Annotated in this window: 18 protein-coding genes; 10 read left to right on the plus strand and 8 right to left on the minus strand. The window is 67.3% G+C overall.

What is annotated here, in order from left to right:
- Positions 1 to 283: 283 nt before the first annotated feature.
- Positions 284 to 1,399, plus strand: coding sequence for an alanine dehydrogenase (gene ald / locus BX604_RS19540; RefSeq protein ID WP_098552964.1), 1,116 nt, complete (start codon positions 284 to 286; stop codon positions 1,397 to 1,399).
- A gap of 21 nt (positions 1,400 to 1,420) precedes the next feature.
- Here ald and polX read toward each other — a convergent pair whose 3' ends face one another.
- The 5 genes from polX to BX604_RS19565 form a co-directional block, all read right to left on the minus strand.
- Positions 1,421 to 3,187, minus strand: a complete 1,767-nt coding sequence (polX, locus tag BX604_RS19545) for a DNA polymerase/3'-5' exonuclease PolX (protein ID WP_098552252.1) — start codon at positions 3,185 to 3,187, stop codon at positions 1,421 to 1,423.
- A 164-nt stretch (positions 3,188 to 3,351) separates the two neighbouring features.
- Complete coding sequence (locus BX604_RS19550; protein ID WP_098552253.1) at positions 3,352 to 3,744, minus strand: TraR/DksA family transcriptional regulator; 393 nt, start codon at positions 3,742 to 3,744, stop codon at positions 3,352 to 3,354.
- Positions 3,745 to 4,046: 302 nt separating this feature from the next.
- Positions 4,047 to 5,219 (minus strand): glycosyltransferase family 4 protein, encoded by a 1,173-nt coding sequence (locus tag BX604_RS19555; protein ID WP_098552254.1) that lies wholly within the window; start codon positions 5,217 to 5,219, stop codon positions 4,047 to 4,049.
- A gap of 145 nt (positions 5,220 to 5,364) precedes the next feature.
- A complete protein-coding gene (locus tag BX604_RS19560; RefSeq protein ID WP_098552965.1) occupies positions 5,365 to 6,777 on the minus strand; it encodes an undecaprenyl-phosphate glucose phosphotransferase in 1,413 nt (470 codons plus the stop codon).
- Between the two features lie 11 nt (positions 6,778 to 6,788).
- The gene (locus tag BX604_RS19565; protein ID WP_098552255.1) at positions 6,789 to 7,571 is read right to left on the minus strand and encodes a Crp/Fnr family transcriptional regulator; all 783 of its coding nucleotides are present in this window, start codon (positions 7,569 to 7,571) and stop codon (positions 6,789 to 6,791) included.
- A 913-nt stretch (positions 7,572 to 8,484) separates the two neighbouring features.
- Here BX604_RS19565 and BX604_RS19570 point away from each other — a divergent pair.
- The 6 genes from BX604_RS19570 to BX604_RS19595 all read left to right on the plus strand — a co-directional run bounded on the left by BX604_RS19570 (position 8,485) and on the right by BX604_RS19595 (position 15,380).
- A complete protein-coding gene (locus BX604_RS19570; RefSeq protein ID WP_179894827.1) occupies positions 8,485 to 9,267 on the plus strand; it encodes a Crp/Fnr family transcriptional regulator in 783 nt (260 codons plus the stop codon).
- Between the two features lie 168 nt (positions 9,268 to 9,435).
- On the plus strand, positions 9,436 to 9,687 hold the full coding sequence (locus tag BX604_RS19575; protein WP_175717055.1) for an acyl carrier protein: 252 nt from the start codon (positions 9,436 to 9,438) through the stop codon (positions 9,685 to 9,687).
- Positions 9,684 to 10,880, plus strand: coding sequence for an acyl-CoA dehydrogenase family protein (locus BX604_RS19580; protein WP_098552258.1), 1,197 nt, complete (start codon positions 9,684 to 9,686; stop codon positions 10,878 to 10,880). Before BX604_RS19575 ends, BX604_RS19580 begins: the two co-directional genes overlap by 4 nt.
- The gene (locus tag BX604_RS19585; protein ID WP_098552259.1) at positions 10,877 to 11,854 is read left to right on the plus strand and encodes an amino acid--[acyl-carrier-protein] ligase; all 978 of its coding nucleotides are present in this window, start codon (positions 10,877 to 10,879) and stop codon (positions 11,852 to 11,854) included. The genes BX604_RS19580 and BX604_RS19585 overlap by 4 nt, the downstream gene beginning before the upstream one ends.
- Entirely contained in the window at positions 11,851 to 12,906 is a 1,056-nt protein-coding gene (locus tag BX604_RS19590) for a DUF1839 family protein (RefSeq protein WP_098552966.1), read from the plus strand. Before BX604_RS19585 ends, BX604_RS19590 begins: the two co-directional genes overlap by 4 nt.
- Before the next feature lie 29 nt (positions 12,907 to 12,935).
- Positions 12,936 to 15,380 (plus strand): glycosyl hydrolase 2 galactose-binding domain-containing protein, encoded by a 2,445-nt coding sequence (locus BX604_RS19595; protein WP_373562426.1) that lies wholly within the window; start codon positions 12,936 to 12,938, stop codon positions 15,378 to 15,380.
- A gap of 80 nt (positions 15,381 to 15,460) precedes the next feature.
- On the opposite strand, the gene BX604_RS19600 is transcribed toward BX604_RS19595, so the two are convergent.
- Both BX604_RS19600 and BX604_RS19610 read right to left on the minus strand, forming a co-directional pair.
- The gene (locus BX604_RS19600) at positions 15,461 to 16,852 is read right to left on the minus strand and encodes a sigma-54 dependent transcriptional regulator (RefSeq protein ID WP_162826177.1); all 1,392 of its coding nucleotides are present in this window, start codon (positions 16,850 to 16,852) and stop codon (positions 15,461 to 15,463) included.
- Positions 16,853 to 17,541: 689 nt separating this feature from the next.
- A complete protein-coding gene (locus tag BX604_RS19610) occupies positions 17,542 to 18,801 on the minus strand; it encodes a glycosyltransferase family 4 protein (RefSeq protein WP_098552967.1) in 1,260 nt (419 codons plus the stop codon).
- Positions 18,802 to 19,025: 224 nt separating this feature from the next.
- On the opposite strand from BX604_RS19610, the gene BX604_RS19615 reads away from it, so the two are divergent.
- Both BX604_RS19615 and BX604_RS19620 read left to right on the plus strand, forming a co-directional pair.
- A complete protein-coding gene (locus BX604_RS19615; protein WP_373562427.1) occupies positions 19,026 to 19,688 on the plus strand; it encodes a drug:proton antiporter in 663 nt (220 codons plus the stop codon).
- On the plus strand, positions 19,685 to 21,265 hold the full coding sequence (locus BX604_RS19620; protein ID WP_098552262.1) for a mannose-1-phosphate guanylyltransferase/mannose-6-phosphate isomerase: 1,581 nt from the start codon (positions 19,685 to 19,687) through the stop codon (positions 21,263 to 21,265). Before BX604_RS19615 ends, BX604_RS19620 begins: the two co-directional genes overlap by 4 nt.
- 60 nt (positions 21,266 to 21,325) lie before the next feature.
- Here the strand turns inward: BX604_RS19620 and BX604_RS19625 are convergent, their stop codons facing one another.
- On the minus strand, positions 21,326 to 22,591 hold the full coding sequence (locus BX604_RS19625) for a right-handed parallel beta-helix repeat-containing protein (RefSeq protein WP_098552263.1): 1,266 nt from the start codon (positions 22,589 to 22,591) through the stop codon (positions 21,326 to 21,328).
- Between the two features lie 439 nt (positions 22,592 to 23,030).
- Here BX604_RS19625 and BX604_RS19630 point away from each other — a divergent pair, with 439 nt between their 5' ends.
- On the plus strand, positions 23,031 to 24,089 hold the full coding sequence (locus BX604_RS19630) for a glycosyltransferase family 2 protein (protein ID WP_098552264.1): 1,059 nt from the start codon (positions 23,031 to 23,033) through the stop codon (positions 24,087 to 24,089).
- Positions 24,090 to 24,092 lie beyond the last annotated feature (3 nt).

Here is a 24,092-nt window from a genome sequence, read left to right on the forward strand (position 1 = left end):
CCCGTTCCGCACAACCCACGAAGATACCCAAACCGCACGCGATATGCATTGCGACGTCCGGTCGCAATACGCCATGCCGCGTGTGCTGCGATGCAATGCGCGCGACCGTCGCGACGGGCCGCCGCTTGACTTCGCTCCGCGCACCACTACCCTTTTATTCCAGCACGGCAATCGAACCGTGCATGCGCCAGCGCCGCCCGCGTGCCGTCGTGCCGACACGCGCGATCGACCGATGGCAACGCGCATGCCCGGCAACGATGACGAATACCCATGGAGGCGACTCATGCTGATCGGCGTGCCGAAAGAGATCAAGAATCACGAATACCGTGTCGGCCTCACCCCGGCCGGCGCACGCGAGCTGACGCGGCATGGCCACCATGTGCTGGTGCAACGCAGCGCAGGCACCGCGATCGGCCTGCTCGACGACGACTACACCGCCGCCGGCGCGACCCTGTGCGACGACGCGAGCGAACTGTTCGCGCGCGCCGACCTGATCATCAAGGTCAAGGAGCCGCAGCCGGCCGAATGCGCGATGCTGCGGCGCGGGCAGATCCTCTATACATATCTGCACCTCGCGCCCGATCCGGAACAGGCGGCCGCGCTCGTGAAGTCCGGCGCGGTCTGCATCGCATACGAAACCGTGACGGGCCCCGGGGGCGGCCTGCCGCTGCTCGCACCGATGAGCGAGGTGGCCGGACGCATGTCGATCCAGGTCGCGGCCACGCACCTGGAAAGCCCGCGCGGCGGGCGCGGCGTGTTGATGGCCGGCGTGCCCGGCGTGCCGGCCGCACACGTCGTGGTGCTGTGCGCCGGCGTGGTGGGCACCGGTGCGCTGCAGATGGCGGTCGGCCTCGGCGCGCGCGTCACCGTGCTCGACACCAACGTCGGACGGCTGCGCCAGCTCGACCTGATCTTCGCGAACCGCATCACGACCGTCTGCTCGAACGCGCACACGATCGACGAAGCCGTGCGCGACGCCGACGTCGTGATCGGCGCCGTGCTCGTGCCGGGCGCATCGGCGCCGCGCCTCGTCACGCGCGAGATGATCGCGACGATGCGCACGGGCGCCGTGGTCGTCGACGTCGCGATCGACCAGGGCGGCTGCTTCGAAACCTCGCACGCGACGACCCACGCGGAGCCGACCTTCGTCGTCGACGGCGTCGTGCACTACTGCGTCGCGAACATGCCCGGCGCGGTCGCGCGCACGTCGACGTTCGCGTTGAACAACGCGACGCTCGGCCATGCGCTCGCGCTCGCCGACAAGGGCTGGAAACGCGCGATGACCGACGATCCGCATCTGCGCGCGGGGCTGAACGCGTGCAACGGACACATCACGTACGAGGCCGTCGCGCTGGCGCTCGGCCTGCCGTACGTACCGGCCGAAGACGTGCTGCGCTGACGTCGGCGTGCGTGCACGCCGTCACGTGCCCTTCGGGCGGCTGCGTTTCGACGCGCCGCTTGCCCCCATCGTACGTGCGAGCAGCGGCCGCAGTTGCGCGAGCGTGCGCGTGTTGAGCACGTCGTGCCGCGTCAGCCAGCCGCGCCGCGCCTGATCGATGCCATAGGCAAGGCGGTCGAGATCGTCCGCGCACTGCGCATCCGAGCCGATCGCCACTACGACGCCGGCTTTTGCAGCCTCGCGGCACCAGATGTCCGACAGATCGAGCCGGCGCGGATCGCCGTCGAGTTCGACGAAGCAGCGACGCGCGGCGGCTCCGGCGATCACGCGCGGCACATCGAGTTCGCAGGCGTCGCGCTCGCCGAGCAGCCGGCCGAGCGGATGCGCAAGGATCGTGAAATGCGGATGGTCCATCGCGCGCAGCATCCGCCCGGTCTGCGCCTCGCTCGGCAGGTCGAAGTGGTCATGCACCGCGCCGACGACGAGGTCGAGCCGGCCGAGCAGGTCGTCGGGCACATCGAGGCTGCCGTCCTCGCCAATGCCGGCCTCGACGCCCTTCAGCAACACGAAATCGTCGAACGATGCGTTGAGGCGGTCGATCTCGTCGATCTGCCGCACGAGCCAGTCAAAACCGGTGCGGCCGCCCGCCGTGTCTGGCGCGCGGTCGGTCACGGCCAGATAGGCCAGCCCGCGCGAGCGCGCCGCCTCCGCCATCGTGCGCAGGGCGTCGCGACCGGCCGACGCATCGGTATGGGCATGCAGGTCGCCATGAACGTGCTTGCGTTCGACGAGCGCGGGCAGCGTGCCGGCGCGCGACGCATCGATCTCGCCGCGATCCTCGCGCAGTTCGGGCGGCACCCAGTGCAGACCGATTGCCTCGTACACGGACGCCTCCGTCGCGCCCGCGATCCGCTCGTCGCCGCGAAACACGCCGTACTCGTTGATCTTCAGCCCGCCGGCCTGCGCGAGCCGTCGCAGCGCGATGTTGTGCGCCTTCGATCCCGTGAAATAGACGAGCGCCGCGCCGAACGCGTCGGCTTCGACGACCCGCAGGTCGACCTGCAAACCGTTGCGCAGCACGACGCTCGAGCGCGTCTTGCCGTTCGCGAGCACGCGCGCGACGTCGCCATAGCCGACGAACGCGTCCGCCACCGCGGCCGGATCGCCCGCGGTCACGAGGATGTCGAGATCGCCGACCGTCTCGCGGCCGCGTCGAAAACTGCCGGCCGGCACCGCTTCGCCGACACCGGGCACCGCACGCAATCGATCGAGCAGCGGCATCAGCGATTGCGCGGCATCGGGCCGCAGGAAGCGTTGCGGCTCGCGTTGCAGGCGATCGTCGATCGCATCGAGCAGATGTGCTTCGATTTTCGCGCCGAAACCCGGCAGCGCGCGCACGTGCCCGCTTTTCGCTTCGGCGCGCAGTTGTTCGAGCGAATCGACGTGCAATGCATCATGCAGCGCCTTCACGCGTTTCGCACCGAGCCCCGGCACGTCGAGCAGTTCGACGATCGCCCCCGGAAATGCATGGCGCAGCGTCTGCTGCAGTTCGCAGGTGCCCGTCGCCGCGATCTCGCGCAGCTTCGACGCGAGATCGGGGCCGATCGACGGAATCTGGCCGAGGTCGCCGCCATTCGCGATCATCGTCGGGATGTCGCGCCCGTAGTCGGCGATCGTGCGGGCCGCGTTGCGGTACGCGCGCACCCGGAACGGGTTGGCGCCCTGGATCTCGAGCATGTCGGCGATTTCGGCGAACACGGCCGCGCACTCGGCATTGTGGATCGGCATGATCGGCGTGGCTCCCTTCCACGTGGATGGCGCCGTGCGCTGGCGCGACGACGTCTGCCCGCCCGGGGCCGCATGTCGACGGCCGCGAGCGCCCGTTGGTCATCCTGCACCGACTTCCCGCATCGTGCAGCACGCGGCGCGCCGATTTCGCGGCGGCGCCCGTGTCACAGCGATGCGCGCGGCGTCGTCGCGTAGTGACGCTCGTACACCGACTGGCAATGCGTGCAGCGCTCGGCGCTCGGTCGCGCGAGCAGCCGCTCGTAGCCGACCGGCGCATCGCAATCGATGCATTCGCCATAGCTGCCGTCGCGCATACGCTGCTGCGCACGCCCGATCGCGCGCAGTTCGGCCAGCTTCATGCCGATCAATGCGTGGTCCATGTCGACGAACAGATCGGCGTTCGCCTCGTCACCCTCGTCCGGCGCCGCGCCGGCGAGATCCGCATAGGACTCCGACGCGCGCTGGTCCTCGCTCGTGCGAATCTCCGCGCGCAGCGCCTGCTCGCTTTCGGTCAGCCGCTGCTGCAGCGTCTGCCGTTGTTGTTGGTCGAGCGCCATCGCCGTCTCTCCTTTTCCGGGTTCCGCGCAATGAGGCATGCGGCGCGCGGTTGTCGCGCCGGTGTGCGACGAGCCTGCATGATCCGCCCGTCGTGAACCGGGGCGCCCGGCCATCCAGTGCAGCGGGCGCATTCGACGCAGGATAAACCCAATGGGCCGGCGCGTGTTGACCGTCGTCAGTCGCATGGACGAAGACGGCGCAACACGGTGCAGTGCGGGAACCGGGGACGGACGCGAATACGCGGCAGGCACGCGCGTCGTCTTACAAACACCCGACCGGCTCGTCCGGCCGATGTGTCGCGTTACACGTCCGCGCGCACGATGTCGAGCAGCGCGCGCGCCGAACGTTGCCAGCTGAAATGCTGCGCGCGCTCGCGGCCGGCCGTGCGCAGCCGCGCGCGCAGCTCGGCATCGTCCATCACGCGTGCGATTGCCGCGGCGATGTCCGGCGGCGAATACGCATCGCAGAAGAATGCGGCACCGCCGCACACCTCCGGCAACGCGCCCTCATGCGACACGATGACCGGGCAGCCGCAGCGCATCGCTTCCAGCGGCGGCAGCCCGAAGCCTTCATAGAGCGACGGGAACACGAAGCAACCGGCATGTTCGTACAGTGCCTTCAGTTCATGGTCGGTCACGTAGCCCGCCCACGTCACGTACGGATCGTCGGCGCGCAGGCCCGGCACGCTCCCGCCGAAGATCTTCGCATTGGCGCCCCCCACGATCACGAACCGCAGCGTCGGATGCGACGCGCGCATCAGTTGCATCGCCTCGAGTGCGCGTACCAGGTTCTTGCCGGGCGCCAGCGAACCGACGAACAGCACGTAGCCGTCCGTCTCGAGGTTCAGGCGGGCCAACACGCCGGGATCGGGATCGATCCGGTCGATATGGTCGACGGCGGCCGGCACGACCGTCAGGCGCGCCGGTGGTACGCCAAGCTTCGCGGCCAGACGCGCGCGCGAGAAATGCGAAATCGTGACGATGTGGCGTGCGCGTCGCTTGAGCACCGAGAACGCGAAGCGATACCACATCCGGAATACGACGGAGTAACCGGCGGGCAGGTCGAAAATCGCCGCATCGTAGATCAGGACGAGTTGATCGCGCTTCGCGAGCGGCCCGACATTGCACAGACTGAGCAACATCCGGCCGTGCGTCGCGCGCGGCAGCGTCAACTGCTCCCAGAGCGAACCGCGCAAACCGTCGGCGACCTGCCTGCGCGCACCAGCCGGCAACGCCGCCGGATCGTGATCCGCCGGCACGACCAGCGCCGGCACATCGTCGGGGCTCGCGAGACGCGTGAGCTCGGCCGTCAGTTCATATGCGACCCGCTGCACGCCCGTCATCCGCTGCGCAGTGAATTTTCCGTTGACCGCGATGCCGCTCAGCCGCGCGACGCGCGCGGCCGTCCCGGCGCCCCGTTCCGCGCGCCCGTCCCGCAGCGCAGTTTCACGACCTTCCCGAATCGACGTTGACATGATCACTCCGATGGCTGCGACGCAATCGCGCCGCCAGACATCCCGCGCCGCGGGATGCTCCTATGCCGTCAGTGTGTCGACCTGCGTCGATGCGGTCGGTACGTTCGACCGCATAATAGTTGATGCGACGATCACTTCGTGATCCTCAGAATGCGTTGCGCCCGATGAAGCCGCGCACGATCGTCAGCAGGATGATCTTCATGTCGAACCAGAAGCTCCAGTTCTGCATGTAGAACAGATCGAACTTCACGCGCGCGGCCATCGCCTCGACCTTGCGCGTCTCGCCGCGATAGCCGTTCACCTGCGCCCATCCCGTGATGCCCGGCCGCACGCGGTAGCGATACATGTAGCAGTCGATCAGTTGCCGATAGAAGTCGTCGTGTTCGATCGCATGCGGACGCGGGCCGACCACCGACATCTGGCCGAACAGCACGTTGAAGAACTGCGGCAGCTCGTCGAGCGACGTGCGGCGCAGGAACGCGCCGACCGGCGTGATGCGCGAATCGTTGCGCGACGCCTGTCGCAAGACGCCGGGCTGTGCGCGATGCGCGCGCATCGTCCTGAACTTGAGGATATGGAATTCGCGCCCGTCCGCGCCCTTGCGCCGCTGCCTGAACAACACGGGCCCCGGCGACGACAGCTTCACCGCGATCGCCAGCACCGCGAGCAACGGCAGCAGTGGAATCAGCACGGCGACCGCGAACAGCCGGTCGAACGCGAACTTCGCCCACAGCTCGGGCGCCGAACGCGGCGTGGTCGCGAGATTGATCGCCGGCATGCCGAGCACGTCGGTCGCCGAGCGCTCGACGACGGCCATCTGCCGCACGTCGGGCAACAGCCGCAGTTCGACAAACTCGTCGCGCAACTCGCGCACGATGCGCTGGATACGCCACTCGTGCGACATCGGCAACGTGAGCCAGACTTCGTCGATCTCGCCGCCGCGAATCATGCGGCGCAGCTCGGCCCAGTCGTCGATCACCGGCACGCCGCCGATCGCATCCGACGCAGTCGCGGCCGGCGCATCGTCGTCGAATACGCAGGCCGCCGCGAACGCGCCGTCCGGTTCGAGCTGCATCCGCTCGATCGCCACACGTCCGTATGCCGTCGCGCCGACGACGGCGACCCGCCGCTGCCGCGCACGCGCATCGCCGCGCCTCAGCGTGAGCGCGCACAGCGCCAGCCGGCCGATCAGCAGCGCCGCGTCGCCGGACAACACCGTGCGTGCGATCCAGCGGGTGGTCATCGTGCCGCCGCGGTTCATGATCCACGTCGCACCGGCCGCCGTCAGCGTGCTCGCGCAGACGATCGCAACCACCATGCGCGTCAGCACGGGCTCGGCGCGATACGTCGACGCGCCGCCGCGTACCGCGCGCAAGCCCCGCGGCAACAACCCGACCGTCAGCACGCACAGCAATGCGATCGTCCCGCGCTGCGCATCCGACAAGCCGTGCCACGCCAGCCCCATCGCGGCCTGCGCGGCAAGCGCACCGGCCAGCACCAGCGCAACGTCCGCCGCGGCAATCGCGGTGCGGCGCATCGCATTCGTTCCTCCGGACATCGAATGCATCGTCATGCACCGTGCGCGGAAAATCCGCCATGCATTTCAGGCTTCCGGGGCAGCACCGGCATCAGCCTCGCACTCTCGCGCGGGCCGAGCAGCCGGCGATAGTCCGCACGAATCAGCTCGTAGCATTCGCACGAATTGCGCTCGAGGCCCTCGCGATCAAGCACCGTGATGCGGCCGCGACGCTGCCGGATCAGCCCGGCTTCCTGCAGATTGCCGGCCGCTTCCGTCACGCCTTCACGGCGCACGCCGAGCATGTTCGCGATCGTCTGCTGCGTGACGGCCAGCTCGTCGCCGTCGATCCGGTCGTGCGCGAGCAGCAGCCAGCGGCTCAGTTGCTCGCTGACCGAGTGATGCCGGTTGCACAGCGCGCTGCGCGAGATCTGCGCCATCATCGCCTGGCAGTAGTTCAGCAGCAGCCGGTACGTCGCGGGCGAACGTTCGAACTCGGAGCGCATCACGCAGGTCGGCACGCGATAGGCCATGCCGCCGATGCGGACTTCGACCCGGTTCGATACCGTGGCGCCGCCCACGAGCGTCGCCAGGCCGACCGCACCTTCCCGGCCGACCACCGCCACCTCGACCATCGCACCGTCCTCCATCAGGTGCTGCACCGACATCATGGAGGAGGTCGGGAAATGCAGGTGGCGCATGGGCTCACCGACCCGGTCCAGCATGCCGGCCTTGATCCGCACCAGTTCGAGGTGCGGTGCGATGGCGCGGATGCTGTCCTCCGGAAGTGCCGCAAGGATGGCGTTCGCCGAATAGCTCGAGTGAAGATGTAGCATGTCTGTATCCCTCGTTATTGTCCGCGGCGCAGGCGCCGCGTCTGGAACTGTTATCGCGATGCGCGTCCCCAAGGTGATGCGGGTTGCGGCCACAACCCTGATTCCGATCGACCCTCGGCATCTCGCCGCCGGATCGAATCGATCGCCTCGTTTCGACTCGCCGGCCCGGATAAGCGATTTACGTGCCAATACCTGTCCGTCCTTAATATATAAACGGCCTCGGTTTTAGAGCGCCGAATAGCCGGCCGGCAACCGCCAAAAAGCGTCTCATTTCCGGACACTCACCGATGCGGCGGACACCGCAGGTGAATCAACTGAACAATTCCAGGATGCCCGGCGGCAGGCGCCTGCAGCGGCCCGCGAGTCTTATCGTTCAACTACTTACAGGATCTTTTCAATTGTTTCCGTGACGTTCCGCACGATGCCCGACAGCCATTCGGCATCTCGAATGAGTGTTTGAAACTGTCTCAAATTTGGATCGCCGAATTAATTCAATGCTCTGTAACCAAACGCACACATCGCTTGCAGGCATCTGATTTCATTGAAAAATTGATTCGCGATATCTCAAATGTCAAAGAATGTTCAATGCGAACTGGATTTTTTCCTTGTACGATGCACATCGCCGGGCATTGATTCCAGATCGAAGTTGATTTGCCGCTCGCCACACGATTCTTTTCAGGGTGTTTAATGCAAGAAAACAGGAACTTTAAATCTGTATAACGTTTGCTTTCGCCAAAAATCGTCAAACTTTGTGAAGTGACGTAATACGCAATTGACTCGATTCAACTGCGTGCTAGCCTTTTTCCGGCTATCTGCACTCGAATTCCGTTGAACACACAATTCGCACGTGCGTGCTAAATCCCGCCGGGATGCTTTCGCGCCATGTGCGACCGCCACGCTACAAGGATGCGCCGTGACTCAACAAGCCCCTGACGCCGTCGCCCAGGCGACCGGCATGATCGAGCTGTCGCACAGCTTCGACGCCAACCGGTTTCTCGCGGCGCTCGACCGTGACGAACGCGCCACGCTGATCGCCAACCTCCAGTTGGTCCACCTGAAATCGGGGCAAGTGCTCTGCGAGCCCGGTGAAACGCTGGCCGCGGTCTACCTGCCCGTGACGACCGCGATCTCGCTGCAGTACGTGTCGTCCGGCGGCATGACGCTGGAAGTCGCCGAAATCGGCAGCGAGAGCATCGTGTGCGACGACGTGATCGGCGGCAGCGGCCGGATGCCCTGCCGTGCCGTCGCCTGTCGCGACGGCTTCGTCTACCGGCTCGACCGGCGCGTGTTCGCCACCGCGTTCGACGTGTCGCCGGTGATTCGCCATCTCGTGTTTGTGTGCGTGCGGCTGCTGATGGCCCAGGTCTCGCAGATCACCTTCTGCAGCCGCCATCATGTGCTCAAACATCAGTTATGCAGATGGTTCCTGCTCGCCTACGATCGTTCGCGCAGCATCGAGATCCAGGTCACTCACAGCATGCTCGCGCAAATGCTCGGCGTGCGGCGCGAAACGGTCACGGACGCCGCGGGCGAAATCCAGAAGCTCGGGTTGATCCGGCAGTACCGCAGCTCGATCGAGCTCGCCGATCTCGATGGTCTCGAGAAGCTGTCGTGCGGTTGCCGCGCGATCGTGCGCGACGACATGAAACGCATCCTGTCGGCGGACTCGGGCGTGACGGCTGCCGCGCGCGCGTGAGTCGCGCGGCATTTCGGCGTGCCGATGCGGGCGGGGTCAGCAGACTGTAGGGTGGCGAACAGAACACTGTGCGGGCGAATGGTCTACTGATGCTGGACTGCCGGGGGGATGTCAGCGCATTGTGCGCGTCCGCCCGCGCGGACGACACCACGCACGCCGGAGCCGCACGTGAAAAACGAAATCAGAACCATCCTCAAGCACGTCGCCCATCTCGAAGCCGCGATCGACTCGATCGGTGACGGGGACGACCTTTACGAAGCGGGCCTTTCGTCGCTCGATACGATCCAGCTGATGCTCGCGATCGAAAAGCAGTTCAACATCGAGATTCCCGACGAGATGCTGAACCGCAATCTGTTCCGCAGCGTCGATGCGCTCGCGGAAACGATCGCCACCCTGCAACGCGCCGAGCATTCCGCATGAGCGCGCTGCTTCCCGAACTCGCTGCCGACGACGAAACGCATCGGCTCGACGAGGCCGCGCGCGCCGTCGCGCTCATCGCCGCCCAGCACGCCGACGCCGTCGATCGCGACGCGCGCTGCCCGGTCGAGGCGATCGAAGCGATGCGCGCCCGCCGCCTGCTGAGCGCCATGGTGCCGACCCATCTCGGCGGTGCCGGCGCGTCGCTCGCCGACGTCGCATCGGCATGCTCGATTCTCGGCCAGGCCTGTGCGTCGTCGGCGATGGTGTTCGCGATGCACCAGATCCAGGTCGCCTGCATCGTCGACCACGCGGCCGACCAGGGCTGGCACAAGCTGTTCCTGCAACAGCTCGTGCGGCACCAGTGGCTGCTCGCGTCGGCGACGTCGGAAGACGGCGTCGGCGGCAACCTGCGCGCGAGCCAGTGCGCAATCGAAAGCACCGGCGGTGAATTCCGCCTGCGCAAGTCCGCACCGACGATCTCGTACGGCGACTACGCGGACGGCATCCTCGCGACCGCGCGACGCGACGCCGATGCGCCCGCATCCGAGCAGGTGCTCGTCACGCTGCTGCGCGACGGCTATACGCTCACGCGCCGCGGCGAATGGGACACGCTCGGCATGCGCGGCACCTGCAGCAACGGCTTCGTGCTCGACGCGCAGGGCGCGACCGTGCAATGCCTGCCGGTGCCGTTCGCGCAGATCGCCGAACAGACCATGGTGCCGGTGTCACACATCCTGTGGGCCGCCGTATGGATCGGTGTCGCCGGCGACGCGTTCCATCGTGCGCACCAGTTCTTCCGCGCGCAGGCACGCCAGACCGACGGCGCGCCGTCGCCCGCATCGCGCCGCATCGCCGAATCGCTGGCGCTAATGCAGGCGATGCAGGCCCGCGTCGACAACGTGCTGCGTCTCTATGCCGGCGCATCGGCCCGCTCGTGGTCGGCCAGCATGGCCTGGGCCGCCGAAATCAACACGCTGAAGACCTATGTGTCGTCGACCGCGCTCGAGGTCGTGCAACAGGCGATGATGATCTGCGGGATGGCCGGCTACAAGCACGGCACGCCGTTCAGCGTCGGTCGTCACCTGCGCGACCTGCACGCGGCGCCGCTGATGATCAGCAACGACCGCATTGCCGTCAACACCTCGAACCTGCTGCTCGCACTGCGTCCCACGACGCTGGAGAAACACTCGTGAACGATCGCCTCTCCGTGCCCTCCGCTTCCGCCGCCGCGCCGTCCGATGCACCGCTCGACCGCGCGGGCGTCAACCCGCTGCGCGACGAACTGATCGACGCCGGCCTGCTCGTATCGACCGGCATCCAGGGCCTGTTCGGCCGCAGCGAACGCTTCGAGCGCGTCGTCGAAGCGCTCGACGCGTTCGTCACGCGCCTCGGCGCCGACCAGCAAGCCGAAGTCCTGCGCTTCCCGCCGGCGATGAGCCGCCCCGAGTTCGAGCGCAGCGAGTACATGAAGAGCTTCCCGCAACTCGCCGGCAGCGTGCATGCGTTCTGCGGCGACGAACAGCGCCACCAGCGGGTACTGCAGTGCCTCGATCGCGGCGAGGACTGGACCGAAAGCCAGAAACCGACCTACGTCGTGATGACGCCGGCCGCGTGCTATCCGGTCTACCCGGTCGTCGCGCGCGAGGGTGCGCTGCCCGAGGACGGCCGGCTCTTCGACCTGTTCTCGTACTGCTTCCGGCACGAACCGTCGCTCGACCCGACCCGCATGCAGCTGTTCCGGATGCGCGAATACGTGCGCGTCGGCACGCCCGAGCAGATCGTCGCGTTCCGCGAAACGTGGATGGAGCGCGGCACGCACATGATCGAGGCGCTGCGCCTGCCGAACACGATCGACCTCGCGAACGATCCGTTCTTCGGACGCGGCGGCAAGATCGTCGCGAGCAGCCAGCGCGAGCAGAACCTGAAGTTCGAGCTGCTGATCCCGATCGAGCACGACGGCCGCCAGACCGCGTGCCTGAGCTTCAACTACCACATGGATCACTTCGGGATGCTGTGGGACATCCGCACCGCGACGAACGACGTCGCGCACACCGGCTGCGTCGGCTTCGGTCTCGAACGGTTGACGCTCGCGCTGTTCCGCCACCACGGCTTCGACATCGACGCGTGGCCGGTCGAAGTGCGCGACGTGCTGTGGGGAACGCGATGAAATTCGTGTCCCGCGACGGCGAGGAAGCGTCGTTCGAGGACGTGCGCCACCGCGCACGCCACTACCGGCCGCACCCGCTGCACAGTCAGGAGATGGTCTGGAAACAGACCAACTGCTACGTCGACATGTGGCTCGAGGTGCTCCGGTGGTGGGGCCTCAATCCGTACGCGGCGCTGCCGTTTACGGTGGCGCTCGATTTCGAGGGCGACCAGTTCACGTTCTTCAAGTTTCCGCACGACGAACTGGAGCGGCTCTACGGGATCGTCGTGCAGGAACACTCGATCTACGAACCGCTCGACCAGCACATCGAGACGCAGGTCGCGCGCGGTCATCTGATGATCGTCGAGGTCGACGCGTGGTTCCTGCCCGACACGCGCGGCAGCGCGTACCGCACTCAGCATACGAAGACGACCATCGGCATCGACGCGATCGACCGCACCCGGCGCCAGATCGGCTACTTCCACAACAGCGGCTATTACGTCGCCGAGGACTTCGACTACAACGGGCTCGTCGGCGGCAGTTCGCCGATGCCGCTGCCGCCGTACGTCGAGTGCGCGAAACGGCGCTTCACGCCGCTCGACGAGCGCTCGCTGTGCGAAGCGTCGCTCGCGTCGCTGCAGCGGCACCTGCGTCGCCTGCCGATCGTCAATCCGATCGCCGCGTTCCGGCGGCAGCTGCAGTTCGATGCGAAATCGCTCGCCGATTCGCCGCTCGAACGCTTCCACGCGTACTCGTTCAATTCGGTGCGCCAGCTCGGCGCGAACTTCGAACTGTTCGGCCACTACGCGCGCTGGCTGCAGGCGAGCGGCTGCGTCGGCCCGTTCGCCGACATCCGTGCCGCGTGCGATCGCATTGCGTCCGAGGCGATGGTGCTGGAGTTCCGGCTTGCGCGCGCCTGCGCGCGCGGCAAGGAGGAGCGCGGCGATGCCACGCTCGACGCGATCGAAGCGGCTTACGCCGATCTCGTCGACGGCGCACGGCAGATCGCCCCGCCGCTGCAGCCGGCTGCGCCCGTTCGCGTCAACGCGGCACCCGTGCCGATGATGCGGTGACGCGCGCGCGCGCCGTGCCCGCGTGGTCGATGGTCGCAACGGCCGCGGGCGTCGCCCACGGCCCGCGCGATCTCCCTGCCGCCGCCGAGTGGATCGCGGCGCCCGTGCCGGGCACGGTCGCGCAGGCGCTCACGCTGGCCGGCCGGCCCGACGACGTGGCATCGCACGACGAACGCGACCACTGGTATCGGCTTGATCTGCGCGGACACGGGCCGCGCGTGCTGCGCTTTCACGGCCTCGCGACGCTGGCGGAAGCATGGCTCGACGACACGCCGATCCTGCGCTCGGACAGCATGTTCGTCACGCACGACGTGCCTGTGTCGCTCGACGGCACGCACCGGCTGCTGGTCTGCTTCCGCGCCCTCGCTCCGCACCTGCGCGACGCTCGCGCGCCGCGCCGCGCGCGCTGGCGCACGCGGCTGGCCGAACCGGCGGCGCTGCGCGCCGTGCGCACGTCGCTGCTCGGCCACATGCCGGGCTGGTTTCCGCGTTGCGTGCCGACCGGCCCGTGGCGTCCTGTCGAAGTGCTGGATCCGGCCCACGGCCCGGTGCTCGTCCATTGCGACCTGCATGCGCGCATCGACGGCGACACCGGCTGGCTCGACGCGGAACTCGCGTTCGCCGCGCCGCTGCCCGACGCGTTCGCGGCCCGGCTGTCGTGCGGCGAACATCACGCGACGCTCGAACGCCGCGGCGCCGACCGGCTGCATGCGACCGTCGCGGTGCCCAACGTGCGCCGCTGGTGGCCGCACACGCACGGCGAACCGGTGCTCTACGACGTCGCGCTGCACATCGGCGCCGAACGGCGGCCGCTCGGCGCGACGGGCTTCCGCACGATCGAGCAGGATGCCGGCGAAGACGGCAAGGGATTCGGATTGCGCGTGAATGGCGTGCCGATCTTCGCGCGCGGCGCATGCTGGAGCAGCGCGGCGCCGCTCGCACTGCATGCGGACGACGCGACCTACGGCCACCTGCTCGGGCTGGCGCGCGACGCGGGCTTCAACATGATTCGCGTCGGCGGCACGATGACCTACGAGGCCGATGCGTTCCATGCGTGGTGCGACCGTCTCGGGTTGCTGGTCTGGCAGGACTTCATGTTCGCGAACTTCGACTATGCGCTGGCCGATCACGCATTCGCCGACGCCGTCGATCACGAAGCCGAACAGTTCCTCACGCGTCACCGGGCATCGCCGTCGCTCGCAGTGCTGTGCGGCGGCAGCGAAATCGCGCAGCAGGCGGCGATGTCGGGCCTCGGCCCCAAGCAGCGCTTCGTCGAACTGACCGCCGAGCGCCTCGCCGGACACGCGGCGGCACGGCGGCCAGACGCAATTTATGTGGCTGACACACCCGACGGCGGCGTACTGCCGTTCATGCCGCGCGAGCGCGTGTCGCACTACTACGGCGTCGGTGCGTATCTGCGCCCGCTCGACGACGCGCGTCGCGCCGACGTGCGCTTCGCAAGCGAATGTCTCGCATTCGCGAACGTGCCGGACAACGCAATGCTCGACAGCCTCGGCTGGCCGGGCATTCACGAGCCGCGCTGGAAGGCGGCCGTGCCGCGCGACCCCGGCACGTCGTGGGATTTCGAGGACATTCGCGATCACTACCTGCAGACGCTGTACGACGTGTCGCCCGACCGCCTGCGGCGCGAGGACCCGTTGCGCTACTTCGAGCTGTCGCGCGCGGCGATCGCGGACGTGATGCGCGACACGTTCTCCGAATGGCGGCGTGCTGGCTCGCGCTGCGCCGGCGCGCTCGTCTGGCAGTTCCAGGACGTGATGGCGGGCGCGGGATGGGGCTTGATCGACGCGACGCATCGGCCGAAATCGGCCTGGTATGCGCTGCGCCAGGTGCTGCAACCGGTGCAGGTGGTGCTCGTCGACGAAGGACTGAACGGACTCGACGTGCACGTGCTCAACGAACGGCCGGCGCCGCTGTCGGCCACCGTCGAGCTGGTCGCGCTGCGCGACGGCCGCACGCCGGTCGCGCGTGCCGGCGGCCCGGTCCGGATCGCCGCGCACGATGCGGTGCGGCTCGGCTCGGCCGAATTGCTCGGCCGCTTCTTCGACTGGACCTACGCGTATCGCTTCGGGCCGTGCGAGCACGACACCGTCGTCGCGACGCTGCGCGCCGAGGACGACACGCTGCTGTCGCAGGCGTTCTACTTCCCGTCCCGCACGCATCCCGCCGTGTTCACACGGCGCGAGCTCGGGATCGAAGCGTGCGTCTCTCGCAGCGGCGATACGTGGCACGTGGATATCGACACGCGTCACGTCGCGCGCCATGTTCAGATCGATGCACCGGGGTTCGTCCCGCGCGACGACTGGTTCCATCTCGCGCCCGGCACGCCGGCACGCGTCGCGCTGGTGGCGCAGGAACATGCCGGTGCCCAGGGAGCGACCGGCGCACCGCCGATCGTCGAGATCCGCGCGCTCAACGCGGCACGCACCGTGCGCGCCGCACCGGCCGACTGACGCGGCCGTCCTGGCCTGTGCGGGTGGCGTGACCCTCACGCACGGCACCCGCGCAGACCCGCGGTCGCGCGGCATGCCCGTCAGTCGGACGAGCCCGTGCCGCGCGGCCGTTCGATTCCGTAGGCTTCCATCCAGCGATACAGCGTCGCGCGCGATACGCCAAGCTCGCGCGCGGAAGCCGCGACGCGCCCGCGGGTGCGCAGCAGGGCCGTCTCGATCGCTTCGCGCTCGATCGACTTGCGGATGTCCGCGACGGACGGCGACGCGGCGTCGAGACAGTATTCGAGTTCGAGATCCTGCGCGGTGATCAGGCGTCCTTCCGTCATCACGACCGCACGGCGCACGCGGTTGATCAGCTCGCGCACATTGCCGGGCCAGTCGTGCTTGTAGAGCGCGGTGATCGCATCCGTCGAGAAGCCGCGCACGCGATGGCGGGCGTCGCCGCGAAAGCGCTCGAGCATGTGATGCGCGAGCAGTTCGATGTCCTTGCCGCGTGCGCGCAGCGGCGGCTGGTCGATGCGCATCACGCAGAGCCGGTGAAACAGGTCCGCGCGGAACCGCCCTTCTTCCATCGCTTCGCGCAGATCGACGTGCGTCGCCGAGACGATCCGCACGTCGACCGGCACCGGATCGCTGCCGCCCAGCCGATGGATCGAGCGCTCCTGCAGAAAGCGCAGCAGGCTCGCCTGGCTCTCGTGCGGGAGATCGCCGATTTCATCGAGCAGCAGCGTGCCGCCGTTCGCGGCCTCGACGTAGCCGATCTTGCGTGCGTTCGCGCCGGTAAAGGCACCGCGCTCGTAGCCGAACAGTTCCGATTGCAGCAGGTGCGACGGGATCGCACCGCAGTTGACCGCGACGAACGGGCCGTTGCGTCGCTCCGAATGTCGGTGGATCGCGACGGCGGTCAGTTCCTTGCCGGTGCCGGTTTCGCCGAACACGAACACCGGTGCATCGGTGCGCGCGAAGCGGCGCACCGTATCGAACAGCCGCAGCATCGCGCTGCAGGTGCCGACGATGCCGTGTTCCTCGGATTCGAGCCGCTCCCGGTCGCGCGCGAACAGACATTCCATTCCGTACGCATGACCGACCGTATCGGCGATCCGCTGGTGCGACGCAGGCAATGTGATGTAGTCGAAGCAGTAGTCGCGCAACAGCGCGCGCACGTTCGGAGAAGCGGTCTGGCCAGCCTCGACGAGCGCGACCCAGACGACGTCGCGCATCGAGGCGCAGGTGGACGCGATACTGCCGATCGCATCGGCGTGGCCGCCACTCAGGTCGAGGATGCCGCAGGTGATTTCACCGGAGGTGTCGCGCAGCTCGCTGGCATGCGCGACGATCGACACCTTCCAGTCGCGTCTCGCCAGTTCCTTGCGAAGCATGACCGACGGTGTCTGCGTCCAGTAAATCAGGGGACGCTGCCCGCTAGTTCTCCCCTCGCCGGCGCTCTTATCGCGCGTTATTGGCATATTCATAACGAACCATCACTTTCTCCACTACGCGAACCGTTCGCGCGCGGTGTCGGCGGGGCATGGCCGCCAATCCGCGCTGCGTTTCTACAGCTTGGGTGAAGATCGAAATTACACACGGCAAAAGCCCCCGGAAATCGAGCCGGACGTCATCCGGTCCCGCATTCATCGAACTCGAAGGGAATGCGCGGCGACTGGCGCCACGGCATTCCGGCTTTGATGCGACGCGCCTTCAAGCCGGCACGTCGGCAAACGCGAATTCCGTCCGCATTTGCGTCGCGTCGTACACGACAGCCGCGCCCGATGCTGAACCGGATGGCCGCCAACCCGTACCCGGATTAGCCGCCTCATTTCTTCCGCTCCTGAACTTACACGTCGTTTCGAGTGGCTCTGTTACCAAAAAGTAAGCCCCGAATCATTCAATTACGCCGCCGCCGAAACTCGCGAAACCGTCCTTTGAAGACTGTCGTTTGATTATCTACGACGATTCCCGTCCGTCGGTGGTAAATCTAACCTTTCCTCACGATTGGCGTCTCTCATTGCCAACATACGTCGCCTAAATATACACAAAACGCCACTGGCCATACGGTTTGGCGGGCAATGGCTGCGGGCCGGTCGCCCGGAGATGGCGCCGGTCGCATCCTTCACTGCACTGCCTGTTACATCGTCGTAACGATCCGGCCGACAGCGACGGCTCAGGTACGCAGCGCGGCAGCGCCACGCCGGTCGTCCCGATGGTCTGCTTCGTCCGCTTCGCCCGCTTCATCCGCATCGACGCCAGGCTCGCCGTCCGCGTCGCCATCCACGGGCAGGCATTCCGCCGGCATCGCCATCTCGTTCTGCAATGCGGCATAACCTTCGGTCACGAAACGCGTGAGCTCGTCGCGAAAGCGCGCGGCGCCGAAGCGCACGGCGTTGCCGCGACACGCATGCGGATCGAAGGTGCCGCGCGGCAGCGCCTCGAAGCGTGCGAGTGCGTCGAGCAACGCGTCTGCCGTCTGCGTGCGGTAGAACAGCCCCGTCGCGCGCTCGCCCGGCCATGCGCGCACCGTCTCGCACACGCCGCCCTTCCCGTACGCGATCACCGGCGTCCCGCATGCCTGCGCTTCGAGCGGCGATATGCCGAAGTCCTCTTCCGCCGCGAACACGAACGCGCGCGCGCGTTGCAGGTGATCGTGCAGCACATCGAACGGTTGATAGCCGAGCAGGCTGACGTTCGGCCCGGCGAGCGCGCGAATCTTCTCCATGTCGGGCCCGTCGCCGATCACGACGAGACGGCGCTCGGGCGTGCGCGAAAACGCGTCGACGATCATGTCGATCCGCTTGTACGGCACGAGCCGCGACGCGGTCAGGTAGAACGGCTCCTTGTCGGTGCGCAGCGACAGGTGCTCGACGTCGACCGGCGGGTAGATCACCGTCGAGTCGCGCCGGTAGACCTTGCGGATGCGTCGCGCGATGAAGCGCGAGTTCGCGATCATGCCGTCGACGCCATTGGCCGAACGCGCATCCCAGTTGCGGATGTAGTGCAGTAGTGCACGCGCGAGCAGCGATTTCGGTCCGCGCGCAAGGCCCGCCTCGTCCAGATACTGATGCTGCAGATCCCACGCATAGCGCACGGGCGAGTGCACGTAGCTCGCATGGAACTGGTCGGGGCCGCTCAACACGCCCTTCGCGACCGCATACGAACTCGACAGCACGACGTCGTAGCCCGACAGGTCGAACTGCTCGATCGCCAGCGGAAAGAGCGGCAGATAGCTGCGGTAGTGCTTGCGCGCGAACGGCAGCTTCTGGATGAAGGAGGTGTGGACGTCGTGACCGCGCAGACACGCGCGATCCTCGAGAAAATCGACAAGACTGTAGACGTCAGCCTGCGGAAAGCAGTCGATCATCTGCGCGAGCACGCGTTCGGCGCCGCCCTGCACGACCAGCCAGTCGTGAACGATCGCAATCTTCAAGTACTGCCTCCCCGGATTTTCATTCACGTTCGCGTCGGGCAGGCCGTGCATCGCGCCGGCTGCTCCAACCCGCCCATTATGAAAAAGCGGTCGCGGCGCCGATGTGTGCTACCACACACTGTCCGGCTCTTGCCTGACGCACGTCGCGCGTGCGGCTGCGGCGCGCGCCTGACCGAAAGCCTGAGTGCGCTTTCGAACAGACCGGCGTGCCGCTTGTAAGCATGATGTCTTCAGCCGTGACGTCCGGAACCAACGCGTCCATGCGACACGGCCTGCTGAGGGCATCACGCGAGGACGGCATCATGGAATGGCATTGTTGTGAATTCGAACATCTGAGCTCGGTCGACCTGTATGCGATCCTGCGCGCGCGCAACGCGGTGCTGGTCGTCGAGGACGCCCACACGCATCTCGACATCGACGGAAAGGACGCCGACGCCCTGCACATCTTTGCGCGCGTACGCGACGGCAATACGGTGGAAATCGCGGCCTACGCGCGCCTCTTGCCGGGCGACGACATCGATCCGGAAGTCGTGATCGACAAGGTGCTCACGAGCGAGGCCTGTCGCGACGACGATACGCTCGAACGGTTGATCGAACGCGCGCTCACCGCCGCGCACGCCGCATGGCCCGACGTCGCCGTGCGCACGCATGTCCCGGCGCCGCGCCATGCGTTCTACAAACGTTTCGGATTCCGCAAGGCATACGGCCCGTATCTGGAACAGGGCACGCCGTTCATCGGCCTGATCCGGCCGGTGGACCGTAGCGCCGGAGCACTGCGCAACCTGCTGTCCCGGGTCGCGTCGGCGCCGCACGCGTCCGACACCGACACCCGCACCGACAGCCGCGTGCACAACCGACTTCCCACCGATACCGGAGTCAATCGATGACCCCCACCCTTCTCCCGGTTCCGGAGCCGGACCTGCCGCGCGTCCTGCCCGTGATCCTCGCCGGTGGTTCGGGCACGCGGCTCTGGCCGCTGTCGCGCGAGTGCCATCCGAAGCAGTTGATCGAACTGATCTCGAACGAATCGCCGCTGTCGGCAACGGCGCGCCGCCTGAACGGCATCAGCAACGCGTCGCTCGGCGATACGCTGCTGCTGGTGTGCGGCGAACAGCATCGCATCATGAGCGCCGCGCAGGTCGTCGGCCGCGCGGCGCCGCCGCGCATCCTGCTCGAACCCGCCGCGCGCAACACCGCGCCGGCGCTCACGCTCGCGGCGCTCGATACGACCGCGCTCGACGAAGATCCGGTGCTCGCAGTGATGCCGGCCGACCACATCATCAGCGATGTCGCGGCCTTCCAGGACGCGATCGGGCGGGCGGCACGCTACGCGCAGGAAGGCGCGATCGTCACGCTCGGCGTGCTGCCGCGTCGCGCGGAAACGGGCTACGGCTACATCCAGGTCGGCGCGCAGCGCACCGGCCGTCTCGGCGGACAAGGCGGCTACTCGATCGGCCGCTTCGTCGAAAAGCCTGACGTCGCGCTCGCCGAGCGCTACCTGCATTCGGGCGACTACTGGTGGAACAGCGGAATCTTCGTCACGCGCGCGTCGGTCTGGCTGAAGGCGATCCGTGCGCTCGCGCCGGCGATCCACACCGCGTGCGAGGCCGCGTGGCGCGCGGGTGTCGCCGAGGAATCGTTCTTCCGGGTCGATGCGGCGGCGTTCGACGCATGCCCGTCCGACTCGATCGACTACGCCGTGATGGAGCGCCTGACCGACCACCCCGAGCTCGGCATCGAGGGCATCGTGGTGCCGCTCGCGGCCGGCTGGTCGGACATCGGCACCTGGGACGCGATCTGGGAAATCATGCCGAAGGACGACCAGGGCAACGTCGCGCGCGGCCCGATCGTGTTCGAGGACACGCAGGACAGTTTCGTCCGCTCCGAAGGCCGGCTCGTCGCCTGCGTCGGCATGAAGGACGTCGTCGTAATCGAGACGGCCGATGCCGTGCTGGTCGCGAACAAGCACGACGTGCAGCGCGTGAAGAACATCGTCGAGCGCCTGAAGATCGACCGGCGCCCGCAGGCCAGCGAACATCGCAAGGTCCAGCGGCCGTGGGGGCATTACGATTCGATCGACCTCGGCGAGCGCTTCCAGGTAAAGCGGATCGTGGTCGAACCCGGCAAGCAGTTGTCGCTGCAGATGCACTATCACCGCGCCGAACACTGGATCGTCGTGAGCGGCACCGCGAAGGTGACGCGCGGCGACGAGACATTCCTGCTCAGCGAGAACGAATCGACGTACATCGCGGTTGGCGAAGTGCATCGACTCGAGAACCCGGGCAAGATTCCGCTCGAAATCATCGAGGTGCAATCGGGCAACTATCTCGGCGAGGACGACATCGTCCGCTTCGACGATCAGTACGGCCGCTCCGTCGTCCAGACGCTGCCGCCGAAACCGGCGACCGCGCGCGCCGCGCGTGAACCGCGCAACGAAGCCGCCGAACGCGAAACCGTCCGGTGAGCGCGCGCCGGGCACGCCCGCGTGCCCGGCATACCGCCGCGCGGCCCGTCACGCACCGGGTCAGTCGACCCCGCGTTGCGACCACTGCGGCCGCCTGAGCGATTCGCGTACACGCGGCAGCAGCGACGCATCCGCGCCGATCGCATCGGCCGCGATCGACAGCGGCTGGCGCGCCGGCGCACACGGTGCACCTTTCGCCTGGTCGGCCGCGCAACCTGGCGCGGGACCGACGCGCACCGGCAATCCGCCGATCTCCGACAGCTGATTGTGCTCGAGCCGGACGTCCGACACGTTTCCCCACAAGCGAATGCCGTCGAATCGCGCGTGCGACACGCGGTTGCCGATCACGGCCACGCGCGTGACCGAACCGGACCACGTGCTGACGTCGATCGCGGCCTGCTGCGTGAGCGGACGCGGATCGACCCGGCCCGTCGCGGTCTGGATGTCCGTAATCACGTTGTTCTCGACCCGGACGTCGGATGCGCCGAAAGTCCGGCTGCTGTCCTCCTGCGCGACGAGAATCCCGGCGCTCACCTGCACGTTGCGCACGATGTTCTTCGAAATGGTGACGTTCTCGCCGCCGACCACCGTGATGCCGCGTCCCCACGGGTTGCCCTCCAGCGAGTTGCCGGTGATCAGCACGTTGCCGCTCGGCACGCCGTCCTGGCGATAGCTCACCACGGCGATCATGTCGTCGCCGGTGCCGCGCACGACATTGCCGCGCACGAGCACGTTGCGCGAGCCGTGCGTGATGTGGATGCCATCGGCAAGCGTCGACATCACCTCGTTGCCGACGATCACGACGTCCGTTGCGCCGAACACGAAGATGCCGCCGCTGGCGCCGCCGTCGATCACGTTGTCGAGCACCTGCACGTCGCGCCCCGTCACCTCGATCTTCGTCGACTCGGGAGTCGTGAGGCGCGTCGTGCCGGTTCCCGTCAGCCGGAATCCGAGGATCGTCGTGCCGTCGCCGCGCATCTCGATCGTCTGGTCGTCCGCAACGGTGGCGTTCAGCCTCGCGCCATAGCCGGATACGATGACGCGAGGCTGTCGCACGATCAGCGAACGGCTGACCGTGTACCGCCCCGGTGCGAACACGAGCCGCTGGCCCGGCTGCAGCGCATCGAGTGCGCGCTGCAATGCGTCGGTCTGGTCGGCCACGTCGGATGCGGGATGAACGTATGCGTCGGGGAGGTTCGCGGAAGGTGCCGCCGGTGCGGGCGTTCCGGACACGGCCGCGGCAATTCCCGGCCAGGACACGCCGCCGGCCGCCAACATGCCGACCAGCACCGCACACGTAGCGGGCAGACATCGCAATCTGTGCATATCGAGTCGTTCCCCCGGATCTGAAGATGGCCGCCGCGCCCCGACACGATTCCCGTGTTGCGCAATTCGACGGCAGCCCCATCACGTCCGCCTGTCCTGGGCAGCTCACGGCCTCGTTGGAACAAGCGAAACGATGCACCTGATTAGAGCATCCGATCCTGCCGGCTTCAGTGCGCCAGCAGACCTGCATCGAACGCGGCGGGCTGTTGCGCCGGGTAAGGCAAGCGAATCCGCGAATGGTAGGTTCGCGAACAGAGCCTGCGCTGCATCGCTCATATCATGAGCCGCCATCTGACGCGATGCGGATGGCGATCGGGCCACGCGCCTGCATGCAGGGCAAATCGCTGCCGGCCGATATCACGCACGTTTCCTGGCGATCCCGCACGCATGCCCCCGCCGGCAGCCGGATCGCCCGAACCCAGCCAGCCCGAAGGTGCTCATGACCGACCTGACCATTGCCATCTGCAACTACAACCACGGTGCCTACCTGCGCACCGCGATCGATTCCGCACTTGGACAAACGGCCTCGGGCATCCACGTCCTGGTGGTCGATGACGGCTCGACCGACGATTCGCGCGACATCATCCGCTCGTACGGCGAGCGCGTCACGGCAATCTTCCAGACGAACGGCGGCCAGGTCGCCGCGTACAACCGCGCGATCGAGCAGGTCATGACGCCGTACGTGCTGCTGCTCGACGCGGACGACCTGCTTTACGCGGATGCGGCCGCCCGCGTACTCGCCGCATTCGCATCCGGCAATTTCGTGAAGGTGCATTTCCGGCTCGACGTGGTGGCGCCGGACGGCGTGCCGACCGGCGCCACCGTGCCGCAATCGGTCGTCGACACGGATTGCGGACGCCTGCTGCGCAAGGGCTGGCTGTATCCGTCGCCGCCGGCGTCCGGCAATGCGTACCGGACCGACGCGCTCAAGCGCATCTTTCCGGTGCCCGTCACGGCGGATAACCTGCATGGCGCCGATTTCTACGCGATCTACGGCATCGCCCTGCTGGGCGACGTGCACATGATCGATGCGACGCTGGGGGGTTACCGCGTGCATCGACCCGCCGCCACGACGGCCGACGACGCGAACCCGGGCGCGTCCGGCCTGGCACTGGCCAATTCGGAAGACGCGGCCACGGGCGCGCTGAAGGCGCGACGTCGCTGGACCACGCTGCGCACGCTCGCCGGCACACGGCTGCACGAATCGCTGCCAATCGCGCCGTTCGACTTCGCGATCGAGAAGGCCCGCTTCGCGAGCACGCTCTATCGCGCGCCGTTCGTGCGCCGCTGGCACTGGTTCCTGTGCGAATCGGGCGGCTACTGGCACACCGTGCTGCGTAATCCGTTCTGGCGTCCGCTGAAAAAAATCGCCGTCGCCGGGCTGTCGCTCGCGTGCCTGCTGCCGTCGACGACACTCAGCGACCGCGCAATCCGCTATCTCGCCAATCCGCTCGCCCGGGTGCGCGTGCAGCCCGGGCGAGGCGCCGCCGCCCGTTGAGCG

The sequence above is a fragment of the Burkholderia sp. JKS000303 genome (assembly GCF_002563755.1).
GTDB classification, from domain to species: domain Bacteria; phylum Pseudomonadota; class Gammaproteobacteria; order Burkholderiales; family Burkholderiaceae; genus Burkholderia; species Burkholderia anthina_B.